The sequence below is a fragment of the Streptomyces sp. NPDC001604 genome (assembly GCF_042893475.1).
Lineage (GTDB): Bacteria > Actinomycetota > Actinomycetes > Streptomycetales > Streptomycetaceae > Streptomyces.
Genome location: NZ_JBIAUY010000003.1, coordinates 59,250 through 76,224, shown reverse-complemented (window position 1 = coordinate 76,224; position 16,975 = coordinate 59,250). Strand labels below are relative to the sequence as shown.

At 71.3% G+C, this 16,975-nt stretch carries 13 protein-coding genes and 1 pseudogene; 5 read left to right on the top strand and 9 right to left on the bottom strand.

Annotated features, from left to right (window positions below):
- Nucleotides 1-61: 61 nt before the first annotated feature.
- Nucleotides 62-1,729 (top strand): ATP-binding protein, encoded by a 1,668-nt coding sequence (locus ACFY1E_RS09885; protein WP_389073518.1) that lies wholly within the window; start codon nucleotides 62-64, stop codon nucleotides 1,727-1,729.
- Nucleotides 1,726-2,415, top strand: a complete 690-nt coding sequence (locus tag ACFY1E_RS09880; RefSeq protein ID WP_389073515.1) for a response regulator — start codon at nucleotides 1,726-1,728, stop codon at nucleotides 2,413-2,415. The genes ACFY1E_RS09885 and ACFY1E_RS09880 overlap by 4 nt, the downstream gene beginning before the upstream one ends.
- Here ACFY1E_RS09880 and ACFY1E_RS09875 read toward each other — a convergent pair.
- A pseudogene (locus ACFY1E_RS09875) lies at nucleotides 2,397-2,971 on the bottom strand (acyl-CoA thioesterase domain-containing protein); the annotation flags it as partial. The gene ACFY1E_RS09880 and the pseudogene ACFY1E_RS09875 sit on opposite strands and share 19 nt — an antisense overlap.
- A gap of 3 nt (nucleotides 2,972-2,974) precedes the next feature.
- Entirely contained in the window at nucleotides 2,975-3,448 is a 474-nt protein-coding gene (locus ACFY1E_RS09870) for a nuclear transport factor 2 family protein (RefSeq protein ID WP_389073513.1), read from the bottom strand.
- 116 nt (nucleotides 3,449-3,564) lie between these two features.
- Here ACFY1E_RS09870 and ACFY1E_RS09865 point away from each other — a divergent pair, with 116 nt between their 5' ends.
- The 3 genes from ACFY1E_RS09865 (at nucleotide 3,565) to ACFY1E_RS09855 (ending at nucleotide 6,901) form a co-directional block, all read left to right on the top strand.
- Nucleotides 3,565-4,380, top strand: a complete 816-nt coding sequence (locus ACFY1E_RS09865) for an SDR family NAD(P)-dependent oxidoreductase (RefSeq protein ID WP_389073511.1) — start codon at nucleotides 3,565-3,567, stop codon at nucleotides 4,378-4,380.
- Nucleotides 4,381-4,438: 58 nt separating this feature from the next.
- Entirely contained in the window at nucleotides 4,439-5,683 is a 1,245-nt protein-coding gene (locus ACFY1E_RS09860) for a CaiB/BaiF CoA transferase family protein (protein WP_389073509.1), read from the top strand.
- 165 nt (nucleotides 5,684-5,848) lie between these two features.
- The gene (locus ACFY1E_RS09855) at nucleotides 5,849-6,901 is read left to right on the top strand and encodes an aldo/keto reductase (RefSeq protein ID WP_389073506.1); all 1,053 of its coding nucleotides are present in this window, start codon (nucleotides 5,849-5,851) and stop codon (nucleotides 6,899-6,901) included.
- 267 nt (nucleotides 6,902-7,168) lie between these two features.
- Here the strand turns inward: ACFY1E_RS09855 and ACFY1E_RS09850 are convergent, their stop codons facing one another.
- The 7 genes from ACFY1E_RS09850 to ACFY1E_RS09820 form a co-directional block, all read right to left on the bottom strand.
- Nucleotides 7,169-8,275 carry a sensor histidine kinase gene (locus ACFY1E_RS09850; RefSeq protein ID WP_389073504.1) on the bottom strand — a complete coding sequence of 369 codons (1,107 nt, stop codon included), beginning with the start codon at nucleotides 8,273-8,275 and terminating at the stop codon, nucleotides 7,169-7,171.
- The gene (locus ACFY1E_RS09845) at nucleotides 8,268-8,954 is read right to left on the bottom strand and encodes a response regulator transcription factor (protein WP_115912004.1); all 687 of its coding nucleotides are present in this window, start codon (nucleotides 8,952-8,954) and stop codon (nucleotides 8,268-8,270) included. The genes ACFY1E_RS09850 and ACFY1E_RS09845 overlap by 8 nt, the downstream gene beginning before the upstream one ends.
- Before the next feature lie 405 nt (nucleotides 8,955-9,359).
- The gene (locus tag ACFY1E_RS09840) at nucleotides 9,360-11,318 is read right to left on the bottom strand and encodes an ArnT family glycosyltransferase (RefSeq protein ID WP_389073501.1); all 1,959 of its coding nucleotides are present in this window, start codon (nucleotides 11,316-11,318) and stop codon (nucleotides 9,360-9,362) included.
- Nucleotides 11,319-11,388: 70 nt separating this feature from the next.
- Nucleotides 11,389-12,474, bottom strand: a complete 1,086-nt coding sequence (locus tag ACFY1E_RS09835) for an NlpC/P60 family protein (protein WP_389073499.1) — start codon at nucleotides 12,472-12,474, stop codon at nucleotides 11,389-11,391.
- Nucleotides 12,475-12,518: 44 nt separating this feature from the next.
- On the bottom strand, nucleotides 12,519-13,001 hold the full coding sequence (locus tag ACFY1E_RS09830; protein ID WP_344398547.1) for a poly-gamma-glutamate biosynthesis protein PgsC/CapC: 483 nt from the start codon (nucleotides 12,999-13,001) through the stop codon (nucleotides 12,519-12,521).
- Nucleotides 12,998-14,482, bottom strand: a complete 1,485-nt coding sequence (gene pgsB / locus ACFY1E_RS09825; RefSeq protein ID WP_389073496.1) for a poly-gamma-glutamate synthase PgsB — start codon at nucleotides 14,480-14,482, stop codon at nucleotides 12,998-13,000. Before pgsB ends, ACFY1E_RS09830 begins: the two co-directional genes overlap by 4 nt.
- A gap of 15 nt (nucleotides 14,483-14,497) precedes the next feature.
- Complete coding sequence (locus ACFY1E_RS09820; protein ID WP_389073494.1) at nucleotides 14,498-16,741, bottom strand: HAMP domain-containing protein; 2,244 nt, start codon at nucleotides 16,739-16,741, stop codon at nucleotides 14,498-14,500.
- Nucleotides 16,742-16,975 lie beyond the last annotated feature (234 nt).

Sequence of the window (16,975 nt, the reverse complement as noted above, 5' to 3'; positions counted from 1 at the left end):
CGCCACCACGGGTGCGGCGCAGGGGCCGCGCCCGGGCCTCGTAAGACAGGCAGAGACACCCGTGACACCCATCCGTATCCCGTTCGGCCGCGGCGGGAAGGGGCGGCTCTCCGCGCGGATCCTGGCCAACCAGCTGGCGATCCTGACCCTCACCGGAGTCATCGGCTTCGTCCTGTTCGCATTCGCCCAGCGGGCCGAGATCGACCGTGCCTACGAGAAAAGGGCGCTGGCCATCGCGAAGACCACGGCCGCAGAACCGCAGATCCGGCAGGCCATGGCGCACGGCGGCGGCGACGGCATCGTCCAGACCGTCGCCGAACGGATCCGGAAGGCGTCCGGCGCGTCCTACGTGGTCGTCCTCGATCTGCACGGAGTCCGCCACTCCCACCCCGACCCGTCGCTGGTCGGCGAACCGACCGGCGACCAGATCGTGGTCCTCGACGGCACGTCGCACGTCGGCACCGACCAGGGCGCCACCGGACGCTCCGCCAACGGCAAGGCTCCGCTGAGGGCGCCCGACGGCAAGCTGGTCGGCGAGGTGTCCGCGGGCATCCCCGAGCAGTTTGTGCTGGGCGAGCTGTGGCGTGAGCTGCCCACCTTCGCCCTGTACTCCGCGATCGCCGTCGCCCTCGGCTCGGCTGCCGCGTTCCTGCTGGCCAGGCGGCTGAAGCGGACGACGTTCGGCCTGGAGCTGGAGGAGATCGCCGGACTGCTGCAGGACCGTGAGGCGATGCTGCACGGCATCCGCGAGGGCGTCATCGCCTTCGACCCCGACGGCAGGATCACCGTCGTCAACGACGAGGCCCGGACCCTGCTCGGCCTCGGCACGGCGCTCGGCAGCACCATCGAGGAGGTGCTGCCCGACGGACGGCTGCGCCGCGCCCTGGACGGCACCCTGACCGGCGCCGACCTCAATGTGCTGACCGACGACCACTGCCTGGTGGTCAACCGGATGCCGGTGACCCTGCACGGCCGTGAACTGGGCGCGGTGGTCACCGTGCGCGACCGCACCGAGCTGATCGGGCTGCTGCGCGAACTGGACTCCGTACGCGGACTGACCGACGCCCTGCGCGCTCAGCAGCACGAGTTCACCAACCGTATGCACACCCTGGCCGGGCTGCTGGACATCGGCGACCACGACGCCGCCTACGCATACGCCGTCGAGTCGGCCGGCGCCGACCAGGCGCTGACCGAGTCCGTACGCGAACGGATCGGCAACCCGCTGCTCGTCGGACTGATCGTCGCCAAGACCACGGTGGCCGCGGAACGCGGTGTGCACATGGAACTCAGCGACGACTCCGCGCTCGGCGAGGACCCGCCGCATCTGCGCCGGCTGCTGACCATCGTCGGCAATCTGCTGGACAACGCGATCGACGCGGCGGCCGGCGGACCGCCCCCGGCGGGCGGCCGCGAGGTGCGGCTCTCGCTGGTGGAGGCCGTCGACCAGGTGCTGGTGCGGGTCGCCGACAGCGGCCCGGGGATTCCGCCGGGCGCCGCCGAGTCGATCTTCGAGGACGGCTGGTCGACCCGGCCCGACCGGGGGACCGCACGGCGCGGCCTCGGCCTGGCCCTGGTCCACCGGCTGGCCGCGCGGCACGGCGGGACCATCACGGTCAGCGAGGGCCCGGGCGCCGTCTTCACCGTCGCACTGCCGCTGCAGGACGCCACTCCCGTACGACGGGATGCACAGTTCACGACGGCCTCGCCGACCGGAGGTGACCGCGGATGATCAGGATTCTGGTGGTGGACGACGACTTCCGCGTCAGCGACATCCACCGCGACTACGCCTCCCGCGTCGAAGGCTTCGAAGTGGTCGGCCGGGCGGCGACGGTGGCCGAGACCCTGGACGCCGTGCGCACCCTGCACCCCGATCTGCTGCTGCTCGACATCTTCCTGCCGGACGGCAGCGGACTGGATGCGCTGCGGCAGCTCAGCGGGGACGCGGGCGGCGCCCGGCCCGACGCCATCATGATCACCGCCGACCGGGACATCACCTCGGTGCGGACCGCCATGAAGCTCGGCGCCGTGGGCTACCTGGTCAAGCCGTTCGGCGCCGCCGACCTGGCCGAGCGGCTCACCGCCTACCGCGAACTCCAGCACCGCGTGGACGCCCTGGGACTCGCCGAGCGGACCGACCAGGCCGATGTGGACGCCCTCTTCAGCGCCGCCCGCCCGCCGGCCGTGCCCCGGGTTCCGGCCAAGGGGCACTCCGCGCCGACCCTGGCCCTCCTGCACCAGGTGCTGCGGACCGCCAAGGAGTCCCTGTCCGCGGCCCAGGCCGCCGAACTCACCGGCGTCTCCCGCGCCACCGCCCAGCGTTATCTCTCCTACCTCGTACGGGAGGGAATGGTCCGGCTCGAACTTCGCTACGGAACCACCGGCCGTCCCGAACACCTCTACCGGATCGTCCGCTGAGCCGGGCGCCCCGGACTCCTCACCTCCCTGGGCAGCGGCCTGACCGTGAGGATCTGCTGGGCGGGTCCGACCGGGCCGTCGAGGTCGTGCAGGACGGTGCCGGTCAGGCCCTGGCCGGACGGGGCGAAGGCGACCGTGGTGTCCAGTCCGGGTCCGGGGGGCCGCACGGTCGGCGGTGCAGATGGACGGTCAGACCTGGCCGGACCTCGGACATCGGCCACGGTGGAAGTGACTCGGGCGGGGCGAGACGGTCCTCCGGGCCACCCGCGACCGCGGAGGTGCCGAGGGCGGCGGAACCAGGCCCGGGCCCGGACCACCGGGCGGCCGGCGATCCGTACGACGGCTTCGAGGAGTTCGATGGTCCGGCCGGGGCGGACGGTCTCCACCTCGATCCCGCATTCGTCCAGGGCGAGGCGGCCCAGGATGTGGTAGCTGATCCGGGAGAGCACCAGGCCGTCGACCGGGCGGCCGGCCCGGTGACGGTCGAGGGCGTGGACCACGAGCCCGCCCAGGGGAGACTGAAGTGCTGCTCGTCCGGCGCCCATGCTCCGCCTGCACGTCAAGCCCTGCCCGTAGTGGGTGCCGGCACCTGCGGAGGTCGACCCTGGGTCCACACCACCCGCAGGCTCGAGGCGGAGATCCGCCAGCCCTCGGCCGTCCTGACCAGTTCGGCGTCGGCATGGCCCGCGGAGATGAAGACGCTGCCGGTGCCGTCCGCCAGGACGTGGGTGCTCAGCTGGGCGCTACGGGTGGTGGCCCGATCGCCCTCGATCTCGATGATCGCGTTGGTGCCCATGTGCACGGTCCGGTCGAACAGCGCCATGCCCTGCCGGACGCGGGCCAGCAGAGCATCGCGACCGTGGACGGTGCCGATGGGCATCTCCGCGGTGACGCCTTCCGTGTGGAACGTGCGAGCCCATTCCTCGTCGAAAACCCCCTCGTCCAGGGAACGCAGGTAGCGGTCCAGCAGGTCGGTGATCTCGGCGCGGTCGGTCAGGGCCTGCAACTGTCGCTGCATCTCTTCGATGTCCATGCCTGAAGGCTGTTCCCTCAAGCGCACTTGAGGTCAATGCGAGCTGACGTCCCCGAGGCGGGTCTGCGTAAGATCACGAAGGTCTGATTTCCGGTTGACGAGGAGGCCCAACGGTCATGACGGACAAGCGTGTCGTGGTGGTCACCGGCGGAGGCACCGGCATCGGCGCCGCAACCGCCACGCTGCTGCGAGCCGGCGGACACGAGGTCGTCATCGCCGGCCGACGGCCCGAGCCGCTGCAGCGCATCGCCGACGAGACCGGCGCCCTGCCGCACGCCGCTGATCTCACGGACGCGACCGCCGTGGATGAACTCGTCGAGGCCACGGTCTCCCGCTACGGCAGGCTCGACGGACTGGTCCTCAACGCGGGCGTCGGACGCAGCGGCGCGGTGGGAGATCTCTCGGACGAGACATGGGAGTTGGTGATGCGCACCAACCTGACGGGCCCCTTCCTGCTGCTGCGCGCCGCACTCCCGCACCTGCTCAAGACCCGCGGTTCGGTCGTTGCCGTCGCCTCCGTCGCGGCCTTGCGCAACGGGGTCGGCAACGCCGCGTACGCCACCTCCAAGGCCGCGCTGCTTCAGCTGTGCAGCTCGCTGGCCGTCGACTACGGCAGCCAGGGGCTGCGCGCCAACACGGTGTGCCCCACCTGGGTACGCACCGAGATGGCTGATCGTCGTATGGCCCGCTTCGCCGAGGAATCCGGACTGGGCGACGGCGTGGACGAGGCCTACGAGGAGGCGACGAAGCTGGTGCCCGCGGGGCGCCCCGGCGACCCGTCGGAGGTCGCCGAGGCGATCGCCTGGCTGCTCTCGCCCGCCGCGTCGTTCGTGAACGGCGCGGTCCTCACAGTGGACGGCGGGGTCTCGGTACGCGACGCGGGAACCCTGGCGTTCGACTTCAGCGTCGAGCGCCGCGACGCTGGTCGATGACCGGCAGCTCTCTCGCGCCGGCGATCGCGTGAGCGGGACGATCAGAGGAGGAGGGCGCGTGAGCACTCAGGACAACGCGCCGGACGGACGGTCCGGCGTACTCGGCGCAGCCGGGGGCGGCGCGCTGGCGGGTCTGCGCGTCGCCGACTTCTCCCGGGTCCTCGCGGGGCCCTACGCCACCATGCTGCTCGCCGATCTCGGCGCCGACGTGGTGAAGGTGGAGCGGCCGGGCACGGGGGACGACACCCGGGCCTGGCAGCCCCCGGCGGACCGGGACGGCACGTCGACGTACTTCCTGAGCGTCAACCGCAACAAGAGGTCCGTCACCCTGGACCTCGCGACCGAGGCCGGCCTGGAGCAGGCCCGTGCCCTGGTCGCCGAGTCCGACGTCCTGGTGGAGAACTTCCGTCCCGGCACGATGGACCGGCTGGGGCTCGGCCACCGCGAACTCCTCGCCCGGCACCCGGGATTGGTCTACTGCTCGATCAGCGGCTTCGGGGCCGGTGCCGGCGCGACGATCCCCGGATACGACCTGCTCGTGCAGGCCGTCGGCGGTCTGATGAGCGTGACCGGGGACGCGGCCGGGGAGCCGACGAAGGCGGGCGTGGCACTCGTCGACGTGATCACCGGTCTGCACGCCACGCTCGGCATCCTTGCCGCCCTCCGGCACCGGGACGCCACCGGGGAAGGGCAGCGCGTCGAGGTCAATCTGCTCGGCTCGCTGCTGTCGGCCATGGTCAACCAGGCGTCGGCGTTCGCCGTCGCCGGTGTGGTTCCGGGGCGCCTGGGCAACGCGCATCCGAGCATCGCCCCGTACGAGACCTTCCCTGCCGCGGATCGCCCCCTCGCGATCGCCGTGGGCAACGACCGGCAGTTCGCGGCGCTCGCCGAGATCGTCGGCGAGCCCGGTCTCGCCTTCGACGACCGCTTCCGCACCAATGCCGACCGGGTCGCCCATCGCACCGAACTGAGGGACATCCTGAGCGAACGGCTGGCCGCCGCGGGCGCGGACCACTGGTCCTCGGTCCTGCTGGCCGCGGGCGTGCCCGCCGGACCGGTCAACACCCTCGAAGAGGCCTTCGACTTCGCCCGGAAACTCGGTCTCCCCGGCATCGTCGAGATCCCCGCCGCCCCCGCCGACGAAGCCGAAGGCCCGCCCTCCCGTCAGATCGCGAACCCCATCGCGCTCAGCGGGACACCGGTCCAATACCGCCTACCGCCGCCGCGCCTGGGGCAGCACAACGAGGAACTTCTCCACCGCACGTCCGCCGAGGTCTCTACACAGGACGAATCGAGCACCTGATCGTAGTCGCCCATCGGCTGCGTCCCCGGGCACCGCACCCTGTCCTGGTGCGACTCCACCTGCACGCGCCGCGAGGCCATCGGTCAGGTCCCCCTTGCGGTCAAGTGCACTCCAAGTCCTAGAGTCACGCTTCCGACCTGCCCCCGCCCGCGACGGAGCACCGCAATGCGCTATCGAGTCCTCGGCAAGACCGGCATCGAGGTCAGCACACACTGCCTCGGCACGATGATGTTCGGTGCCGTCGGCAATCCCGACCACGAGGACAGTGCCCGCATCATCCATGCGGCCCTGGATGCGGGCATCAACTTCGTGGACACCGCCGACATGTACTCGGCCGGCGAATGCGAGGAGATCGTCGGCAAGGCTCTCAAGGGCAGACGCGACGACGTCGTGCTCGCCACGAAGGTGCACTTTCCGCTCGGGGAGGGACGCAACCGCAGCGGCAATTCGCGCCGCTGGATCCTCAAGGCCGTCGAGGACAGCCTGCGGCGGCTGGACACGGACTGGATCGACCTCTACCAAGTACACCGCCCCGACCACACCACCGACATCGAGGAGACGCTGTCCGTCCTCACCGACCTGGTGAGGGCGGGCAAGATCCGGACATTCGGCTGCTCCACGTTCCCCGCCGAGGACCTCGTCGAGGCTCATCATGTGGCGGAGCGGCGCGGGCTGATGCGGATGCGCACCGAGCAGCCGCCGTACTCGATTCTCGCGCGCGGCATCGAACGGGCCGTGCTGCCCACCGCGCAGCGCCTGGGCATGGGCGTGCTGACCTGGTCGCCGCTGGCCTCGGGATTCCTGTCCGGCGGGTACCGCGCGGGCCGGCCCGTCGATCTCACCACCGGCCGCGCCAGACTCACCCCGCACCGCTTCGACCCCGACGCCCCGGGCAACCCGGCGAAGTTCGCGGCCGTCGAGCAACTCGTCGCGCTCGCCGAGGAGATGGGCCGCACCCTGCCGGAACTGGCCGTCGCCTTCCCGCTGGTGCACCCGGCCGTCACGTCGGTGATCATCGGTCCACGCACGATGGACCAACTCAGCTCCTTGCTCAAGGGAGCCGACCTGTTGCTCGACGACGCGGTGCTCGACCGTATCGACGAGATCGTGGCACCCGGCACCGATCTCTACCGGGCCGACGGCGTGTGGCAGCCGCAGTCGCTCACCGAGCCCGCATTGCGCAGGCGCCCCGCCGGGGAGCGGACGGCCGCGGATTGAGAGGGTCGGAACAGGGCACACACCGGTGGGCGGCATCCCCGGGCGGCCGAGGGTTCTTCGCCGCAGCGTTCCTCCCGCAGGTGCACACCGATCCGGGCGCTGTCGGGATCCGTCCGCACAGTGGGGCGTACCTGCGGCGGCGGGCGCAGTCGGCCCTGATGGTGCGGACGTCGGCGGAGGCCGCCGGCTGGGAGCGGAGCACGCTGCATGGGCGTCGGTCGGCTCATCAGGGAGTGGTCAGATATTGCATGAGCGTCGGGCAGTGAGCTAGTGGGCCCCGCCAGGTAGTCGAATCGTGACGACGAGACCGCCGGTGGGGCGGGGCGCGAGGTCGAGGGTGCCGTCGTGTGCCCGGACGATGCTGTGCACGATGGCCAGGCCGAGACCGACGCCTGCGTGGTCGTCGGTGCGTACGCGTTCCGTTCCGCGCTGGAAGGGTTCGGTGAGGGTCGGTACCAGCTCCGGGGCGAGTGGCGGGCCGGTGTTCTCGACCCGCAACACGCCTGCGTCGTGCTGGGCTTCGGTGTGGACCGTCACGGTCCCGCCGACGGGAAGGTTGTGCACGATGGCGTTCTGGACGAGGTTCGTCACCATCCGCAGGACGAGCGCCGCGGAGCCCACGGTCTGGGTCGGCTCGCCGGTGACGGCGAGCGTGATCCGGCGCTTCTCGGCGAGAGGAAGCAGTGTTTCGGCGGCTTCTTCCGCCATGAGGGAGAGATCGACGGGTTCGCGGGTGAAACTCCTGGCGTCGGCGCGGCTGAGCAGCAGAAGGGACTCGGTGAGGTTGATCGCCCGCGTGTTGACGGTGTGGAGGCGCTCGATGAGTTCGCCCTGATCCCGCGTGGGGTCGTTGCGGGCGGCCTCCAGGAGTGTCTGGGAGATCGCCAGCGGAGTGCGCAGTTCGTGGGAGGCGTTCGCGGCGAACCTCTGCTGTTCGGCGACGTGGGACTCGAGTTGTTCGAGCATGGTGTCGAAGGCGTCGGCGAGTTCGCGGAACTCGTCCTCGCGGCCTTCCATGCGGATCCGGTGGGACAGCGATCCGCTCGCGGCCGTCCGCGCCGCATCCGCGATCCGGGTCAGTGGTACGAGCATCCGGCCGGCGAGGATCCACCCTCCCACCAGGCCGAAGACGAGGAGGAAGGCCAGTGCCGCGGCCGCGGCGGGGACGAAGCCGCGCAGGGCATCGGAGCGGTTGAGCCCGGTGATGATGACGACGCCGACCCGGTGCTGGAGAGCTTTCGGGTCGTCGGTCCGGAGCCAGCGCAGTACGAACACCCACATCACGCCCAGCAGGAGAGCGCCTGCGAGCAGGAGGAAACCGGCGTAGCTGAGGGTGAGTTTCAGTCGGGCGCTGAGCCGTGGACGTCTATGCATGAGTGCCGCCGGGTGGGGTGCCGGTGTCGATGCGGTAGCCGACGCCGGGCACCGTGGCGATGAGCCATGGTTCGCCGAGTCGTTTGCGCAGGGCGGAGACGGTGATGCGGACGGCGTTGGTGAAGGGGTCGGCGTTGTTGTCCCAGGCCCGCTCCAGCAGCTCTTCGGCGCTGACGACACCGCCTTCTGCCGCGACGAGGACCTCGAGCACGGCGAACTGTTTGCGGGTGAGGGCGACATAGCGTCCGTCGCGGAAGACCTCCCGGCGGAAGGGGTCCAGCCGCAGGCCCGCGATCTCGCGTACGGGTGGCCGGGCGTGCGCGCGTCTGCGGTCGAGCGCCCGCAGCCGCATGACGAGCTCGCGCAGCTCGAACGGTTTGGTGAGGTAGTCGTCGGCGCCGAGCTCGAATCCGGAGGCCTTGTCGTCGATCCGGTCGGCAGCGGTGAGCATGAGGATCGGGATGCCGCTGCCGGAAGCGACGATGCGCCGGGCGACCTCGTCACCGGACGGGCCGGGGATGTCCCGGTCCAGGACCGCGAGGTCGTAGGAGTTGACGCTGAGCAGTTCCAGGGCGGAGTCCCCGTCGCCGGCGATGTCGGCGGCGATCGCCTCCAGCCGCAGACCGTCACGGACGGCTTCCGCCAGGTAGGGCTCGTCCTCCACGATCAGCACACGCATGCGTGCAGCCTAAGCAGCGGAACATATCGCCGACGTATGCAAACACGTGCGCACACGGGTCGCACGACCGCGAGGCCCAAGCCGCCCTCGGCGGCGCTCCGCACGGCCCGGAACAGGTCCTCCGGCGGCCCCGCCTTGAGAACGTAGCCGCGCGCCCGGGCCTGCAGCGCGCACGACGTCGGCCCGTCCGAGGGCAGACCGAACCCGCGGCCCGACCGGAGAGCCCCGCCGAGGCGGGCGGGATCGAACGGCACGCCGGTGCGCGCCACGGGCATCGTCATTCGTGTGGGGCCCGATGGTGCTGCGCGTCGTCCGTGCGGACCGATGGGGTCTCTCAGAGAAGGAACCCGTCTTCAACCGAGCGGTTGAATACGGCCTCCAAGGCCTGCGGTCGGGAACGTCGTCTCACCGCTGAGGGTTGCAGTCGTAGAGGGCGAAGGTGCCGGCGGTGCGGCGGCCGTAGGCCGTGGGGCGGATGCGGGTGCAGTGGGACTTCACCCAGGTGGTGGCGGGAGTGGTGGGGCGCTGGGTGGTGAGCAGCGCGTAGCGCAGCTGGTCGGTGGCGACGAGACTGCCGAGTTGCCGGGCGGTGGGGAAGGGGGTGCTGCCGGTGAAGCCGCCCATGACGAGAATGGGCTCGGACTTCGCGCGCAGCAGCGGCTCGGCGGTGTAGGCGGCCTGGGTGGCGAGCAGGTACTTCTCGCCGTGGCGGTGCGTGGTGAGGTAGTCGAGCAGGGCGGTGTCCCGGGCGTTGGGCTCACCGAGCCCCCTCCTGCGCGGAGCGTGGCGGGGATGCTCGTAGTACGACTTGCCGACCGGTCCGGCTATCGGCGAGGTGGCTGCGCCCGCGTAGAGCGGGTTGAGGCCGGAGACGGCCCAGCCTGCCGGTACGACGAGGGTGGCCGCGATCCCGGCGGTGAGGGCGGCGTGGACCATCCGCGGGGAGGTGCGCGGCCCACGGCTCCACAGGCCCACCACGCCCCACAGGGCGAGCATCACCGCGACCGGCAGCAGCCAGGAGACGAACCGGGTCGGCCAGTCGAGCACCAGCGCCCACGCCGCCGTCAGCGCTATCGCCGCCGGGAGCACCAGGTGCCGCCGGCCGCCTGCCTCCTGCTCCGCCTCCGGCTCCCATTCGGTATGCGCCTCCGGCTCGGGCTCGTACCGCGCCTCGTACTCCGCTCGGAAGAGCGCGAGCCCGCCGCCTGCCAGCGCGGCGAGCGCCGGGGCGATGACGGCGGTGTAGTAGGCGTGGTTGCCGTTGGAGGCGCTGAACACCAGGGTGTGTACGGCCAGCCAGCCGCCCCACATCACATATCCCGCGCGCAGCAGGTCGGTTCGCGGGTGGCCGGCGCGCCAGACGATGCCCAGGACCGCGGCGAGCACGGCGAGCGGCAGGAACCAGGCCACCTGCGGGCCGACGGTGTGGTTGATCAGCATGTCCCAGCCGGTGTTGCCGGTGGTGCGGCTGGCGGCGGTGCCCGCGACGGCCCCGAAGGCGGTGGCATCGCTGCTGAAGCGGCTGAGGCCGTTGTAGCCGAAGACCAGGGCGAACGGATCGTTGTCGGACGTGCCGTCGAGGTAGGGGCGGCTCGCGACCGGCGTCACCCAGGCGATCAGCACCCAGGAGCAGGAGACCGCCAGGGAGACCGCACCGGCCAGCAGGACGCGCAGGGCCCGGTTCAACCGGGTTCCGGGCGCGGCGAGTTGGTAGACCGCGGCGAAGACCGGCAGCACCAGCCACGCCTGCAGCATCTTCGCCTGGAAGGCAAGACCGACCCAGATCCCACAGGTGATCAGCGGCAGCAGCCGCTCGGTGCGCACCGCCTTCTGCAGCGCACCGGCGGCCGCCACCAGGAGCAGGGTGAGCGCGGTGTCCGGGATGGTGGCACGGTTGAGCACCACGGTGACCGGGGTGAGGGTGAGCGTCAGCGCGGCGATCAGCGCGGCGAGGGGACCGGCCCAGGCCCGTACGATCCGGTGCAGCAGCCATACGGTGAGCACGCCCTCAACGACCTGCGGAAGCGCGGCCGCCCAGGTGTGCGGGCCGAAGAGCCAGACGGAGACGGCGTCGGGCCAGAAGGCGCCGGGCAGCTTGTCGATGCTGATGGAACCGCTCGCGTCGAGCCCGCCGAAGAAGAAGGCACGCCAGCTCTCGGACATCGACCGTATCGCCGCGCCGTAGAAGGGGTGAAGCGCGGCGTTCCCGATGCCCCAGGCGTACAGGACCGTGGCGACGGCCAGTACCGCGGCGAGCGCCGGGCGCTCCCAGCGCGGGGCGTCTTCCGGCAGGCCGGAGCGGCGGCCGGCCGTCCGGCGGCCTCGGTGTGCTCCGGTGGGCCGGGCGGCGGGGATGGCGGTCATGGCAGTGGTCCTCGGATCGGCAGGTCAGGTGAGGCGGTGGTGCACACGCGGCGGGATCGAGGCCGCGGGATCAAAGGCGGCGGGCCGCCCGGAAGCCGCGGGCGTAGAAGTCGGTGCCGTCCAGCAGCGCGTGGCCCGACATGTCGCCCATGGTCGGGCCGTTGGCGGCGGAGCGGCTGGAGTAGAAGCGGTGCCGGCCCTGGTCGTCGAGGCCCATGTACATGCCGCAGTGGTCGATGAAGTCCGGCCGGTCCTTGATGATGGCGAAGAAGACCAGATCGCCGGGTTGCAGGGCGGTCAGGTCGGTGGCCTGCTGCTTCCCGGTGTGGGGGATCACCACGCGGCCGGGGCCGTCGGCGGCGATGGCGTACGCGCGGCGCGGCAGGCCGGCGCCCTTGGTGTTGGTGTTGTGCAGAGGAATGCCCATCCGGTAGCCCCACACCAGCCGCTGGAAACCGGAGCAGTCGGCGTCGCCGTAGCGGGCCTTCTCCGGCTGCACGCGCGTGCCGTCCGGGAAGGTCCAGGGCAGTCCCAGATAGTCGTAGAAGTCGGACTGTTCGTCGTGGAAGGCGAAGTCCAGCGGGTTGTTGACCGTGGCATTGCGCGGTCCGAAGTGCGCGGTGCCCGCGTAGCGGACCCCGCGAGCGTCGTGCTTGTCGGGCGCCCCGGCGCTGCTGTACTGGAACGCCACCGCGAAGACGTCCGGGCTGGTGTCGCCGAGCGCCTTGCGGAACCAGGTCTTGAACGAGGCGGACTTCTCCATGCCCCGGTGCCACTCGTGCGGCAGCACCCGCACCCAGGCGTCCGTGGTCACCTTGGCCTCGGTGGTCCGCGGCTCGCTGAAGGTGCGGGTGGGGCCGGTGAGTACGGCCGTACGGGCTCCGTCGGTGAAAGTGGCGAGCGTTGCGCCGTCGGCGGCGCGGACCACGGTGCGGGCGGGGGCGGACAGCCGCTCGAAGGTGTGGGCGCCGGTGGCCCGGGAGCTCGGGCCGGTGCCCGTCTGGTCGGCGACCGTATCGCCGTGGTCGTCGCCGCCCTGCCTGAGGTGGTCCCAGGCGTAGCCGCCCACCACCCCGGCAGCCGCGACGCCCGCGATCGTTCCGAGCACGTTGCGGCGAGTCGGGTTGCTGCGTCGGCCGACGGGTTTGGAGTGCATGGCGATCCTCCTGGAAGTGTGAGGTGAAAGGGGGGCAGGGCAGGTCAGCCGGTGGGCAGGGCGCCCATCAACAGGCCGGAGACCAGCACCACGTACGTGGCCAGCGTCACCGCCGTGGTCGAGATGACCGTGGCCGCCATGGGCTGCCGGACCATCTGGTAGGAGATCAGGCCGGGGACGATGAAGCCAAGGGTCTGTGAGGTGTACAGCAGCGGGAACTCGTGGCTGAGGGCGAGCATCACGGTGGTCTGCATCACCACCGCGCACAGCACCACGGCGGCGAACAGCCGCTTGCCGTAGAGAATCACCGTGCGCTGCAGCAGCTTGGTCATGAAGTACGTGGCTCCCGCCACAACGACCATCAGCCCGGCCATCCGCACATCCGTGACGAGCGTGAGGGCGATCCAGCCCGGGGTGATCATCCCCCCGGGGGACAGGTTGGTGGTCAGATAGCAGACGAGCGAGAAGACCAGCCCGAGGGCGATCCCGAGTGCGGCGGTCTGCGGGGTGAGGTTGGCGGGGATCACGGGTTCCTCGTGGACTGGGGCGGAACGTAGGAGTGGTACGGGTCGTCGTGGGAGTGGTGCGGGTCGTCGGCGGTGCTCCGGTCATCGGGCCGGCCGTGTCGCGCGGCGAACCGGCGCGCGAGTTCGCGTTGTTCGGGGATGCGGAGGGCGTACGTAGGTTGCTCCAGCGGTGCCACCCAGCTGTACGGCTCGGCCTCGGGCGGCCGGGCCACCGAGACCCGCGGCCGGGGCAGGGCGATCTGCATGGTCTCCTGATCCAGGCCGTCGCCGTCGGGAACGGCGTCGAACGGGTCCTCGGCTTCGTCCAGCGGCAGCTCCGCGAGGCATTCCAGGAACAGCTCGCCCTGACCGTGGATGTTGCCGATCGCCACCAGCGAGGAGGCCGGGCCGAGTTCCGCGAGCATCGCCGCGGTCAGCTCCTCGGGATCCCGGCGGTCGCCGCCGAGATCCACCACCCGCCCGGTGAAGCCGGCGGGAATCGCATCGCGGGCGCTCTTGGTCGGATGGCCGATCAGGAACACCGTCTCGGCGGCGAGGTCGGGGACGATGGCGCCCATCTGCCCGTTGCGCTCCACCCGGTCCGGGCGGCAGTTGATGACCACGTTGATCGGTCGTCTGATCGCGCCCAGATCCTCCAGCTGCTTCACGTTCATCAGCGTCGACTCGGGGTCGTTGGCCGCGAAGACGTTGGCGAACCGCAGCTTCTTGCCCTCGGGGGTGACGTAGCGCTCCACCGACAGCACGCCCGGGTCGGGCGGTGCGTCCCACATGCCCTGCATCGCGGTCTGCCGCTCCACGCCGAGCAGTTCGGCGACGGCGAGCGCGATCGCCACGTTCTCCTTGAAGGTGAACCAGCTGAAGCCGCGCAGTTCGGCGTCGGTCACCGACTCCGGATCGACCGCGATCAGACGGCAGTTCCGCTTGTCGGCCTCCTCCTGGAGGATGTGCAGCCGGTCCTTCTCCGCCGTCACGCACACCCCGCCCACCGGCATCGAGCGGGAGAGCGAGCGGGCGACGTCGTCCAGCGTCGGCCCCATCTCCTCCAGATGGTCCTCGCGGACGTTGCACAGCACGCCGATCGTGGAACGGATCAGCTTCTCCTGATTGGTCTCCTGCAGCGCGGGCATCACCGCCATGCACTCGATGACCAGCGCGTCCGGCCGGTAGGTCGCCGCCCGCCGTACGATGCCGATCTGCTCGACGATGTTGGAGATGCCGAACTTGCGATAGATCGGTTCCTCGGTGGCATCAGGGTGGATGAACCGGGCCGCGGTGCCGGTGGTCTTGGCCACCGTGACCAGGCCGCCGCCGCGCAGCGCGCCCGCGCACAGCCGGGTGATCGAACTCTTGCCGCGGATGCCGTTGACCAGCACCCGCGTCGGTATCTGCTCCAGCGAGGCGAAGTGCCGCCGCTGCTCCAGGATTCCGGCGATCCACAGGCCGGTGCAGCACAGCAGGACGATGACATAGAGGAAGAGCACGCCGATTCCGTCCTTCTACCGCTGGAGGGTGTTCTCGCGCAGGGGCTGGGGGGGCATGGCGGCGGGGCCGGACCTGGCCGCACGGCCGCGCTCCGCCAGGGCCTGGCGGATCAGCTCCAGGCTGCGGGTGACCGAGCCGATCTCGTCGTGGTTGACCGGATGCAGCACGGTACGGCGGTCTCCGCCGGCGAGCCGCTCGACGAGGACGGCGACCGCGCGCAGCGGCCGGACCACCACGACATGCAGCCAGCCCAGGCAGGCCGCGCCCACGGCGAGGCCCAGGATGCCGGCGAGCATGGTGCGCTGCTCGGCCTGCACCGCGGGGATCTGGAGCGCTGCCGCGGGCTCCGCGGTCACCACGTGCCACCCCAGCCGGGCCGTCGGGCCGCTCTGCGCCAGCGGCGCGGCGGCGTCGACCGAGGGACCGGAGGACGTGAGGTGCACCGCCGAGGTCGCCGTACCCGCGGTCCCCGGGGCGCTCTGGGTGGAGCGGGCGAGACGGGTCAGACCGGGGTCGGGCAGCGACTGGAAGGCCTGGTAGCCCACGCTGGCCGCCAGCACCTTCTCGCGGCCGTCCGTCACCCAGACGCTGCCCAGCTTCGGCCTGGGCAGGACGGAGTTGAGCACCTTCACGTCGATCTCGCCGAACAGGACCACCCCGGCCGCCCCGGCCTTGCCCTTGACGGCCCGGATCTGGGTGTAGGCGGCGATCGCCGGGATCCGGCCCGAGGTGTTGACGGTGGTGATCCCGCTGCCGTCGGGCACATGGACGCGGGTGCGCAGCGGTGTGTCGCCCACCCTCAGCGTGATGCCGCCCGAGCGGTCCAGGAGATACAGCGACCGGTACTGCTTGTGATCGGCGAGGGAGTGCCGCAGAACCTCGGCCTGGGCGGCCCGGCTCCTGCCCGGCAGTTCACCGGCCGCGGCGCTCAGGTCGGTGTACGACTGGTCGAGGGACTGCCGGATCCGGTTCGTCGCGATCTCGGTGCGCGCCTGCTGGTCGGCGAGGACCGGCGCCGGAACCGCGGTCGTGGTGTCCGCCCGGTTCAGCAGAGTGATCATCGGTACCGACCAGCAGCCCACCACGACCACGCCGACCACGGCGAGCGCCCGGTAGCCCGGCCCGCGCCGGGCCGGAAACTCCTGTGGGCCGCTCTCGCCGAGCAGTTGCCGGCGCAGTGAGTCCAGCGCCCGCCCGATCCGGGCCAGTTCCCCGAAGCCATGCACCGGAACGGGCCGGGACAGCTCCGCCGACGCGGTCGGCCAGTCCTGGGTCGCGCCCCGGGCCAGGCGGCCGGCGGACAGATACAGCCGAAGCAGGGGCCGCTGCACGGAGAAGTACAGCGCCAGGCCGAGCAGCAGCGCGACCCCGGCCAGCGATCCGGCGGCCTCGAGCGCGAAGCGCGAGTAGTCGGCGGTGGTGGTCGTGACGGGCACCGCGTGGGAGGTCAGCACGACCAGACCGAGGTGGTCGGTGTCGCCCGGGCCGGTCGTCGAGGCGACCTGGGCCCAGCCGGCCACGGTGCGTCGGCTGCCGCTGGTGGCGCCCAGCAGGCTTCCCGAGGCGTCGGTGTCAGCCCCGGATCCGTGTGCCGCGCGGGCCGCCGCCGCGGCCAGGCCGCCATCGGCGGTGCCCGGCGACGCCTTGCCGTGGACCGCGGTGGCGAGCGCCGTTCCGCTTGCGTCCAGCACTTCGGCGGTGCGTCCGTCGCCGTAGGCCGCCAGGGAGGGGAGCGCCTCGGAGACCAGCAGAAGCCACTGCCGATCGGGGCGGTTCGGGGCCTGGTAGTCCTGGTCCGGGTCGTCCTGCTGGGCGGGCAGCGTGACCCTGGCGAAGTACAGCAGTTGCGGGCTGCCGCCTGACGTCACCAGCCGTGGCGGGACCGCCCCGGACGCCGTCCTGGCGGCGTCCACCCCGGCCAGCGGCACTGTCCGGCCGCCGGCCGCCAGCAGTCTGCCGGTGCGCCGGTCGAGCAGCGCACTGCCGAGGACCTCTTTCCTGGCCGAGGTCAGCGCCTTGAGCGTGGTCACGGGAGTGGAGGTGCTCGTTGCCGGGTAGGCGCTCGAGGCACGTCGCACCGTGCTCGCTTCGGCGTCGATCGCGGTGCGCATCGTCTGCGCGGTGTCCGCGGCGATCTGCTGCTCGCCGTTCAGCACCGCCTGCGGGACGGGCTCGGAGTGGACGCCGTCGAGACCGATCACGGTCAGGGCGGCGACTACCAGCAGAAGTATGACAAGTGAGGCTATGGGCGGGCGCACCCCGCCAAGCATCGGCATATCGGCGCGGCGGCGGATGCGGTGTCGGCGCGGCGACCGGGGTGCGGAGGGCAGGGGAACGGATCCTTCCTCAACTGGCGTCGAGCGCCCAAATGTTCGATAGAGCGAACATCCTAGCCCTCGCCTGTCACGTAACCATCACACTTTCGCCCCATGTGACGTACGCGTTAAATCGAATTCACGGGAACATCGCACGGCGGCCGCACATGCCACCCC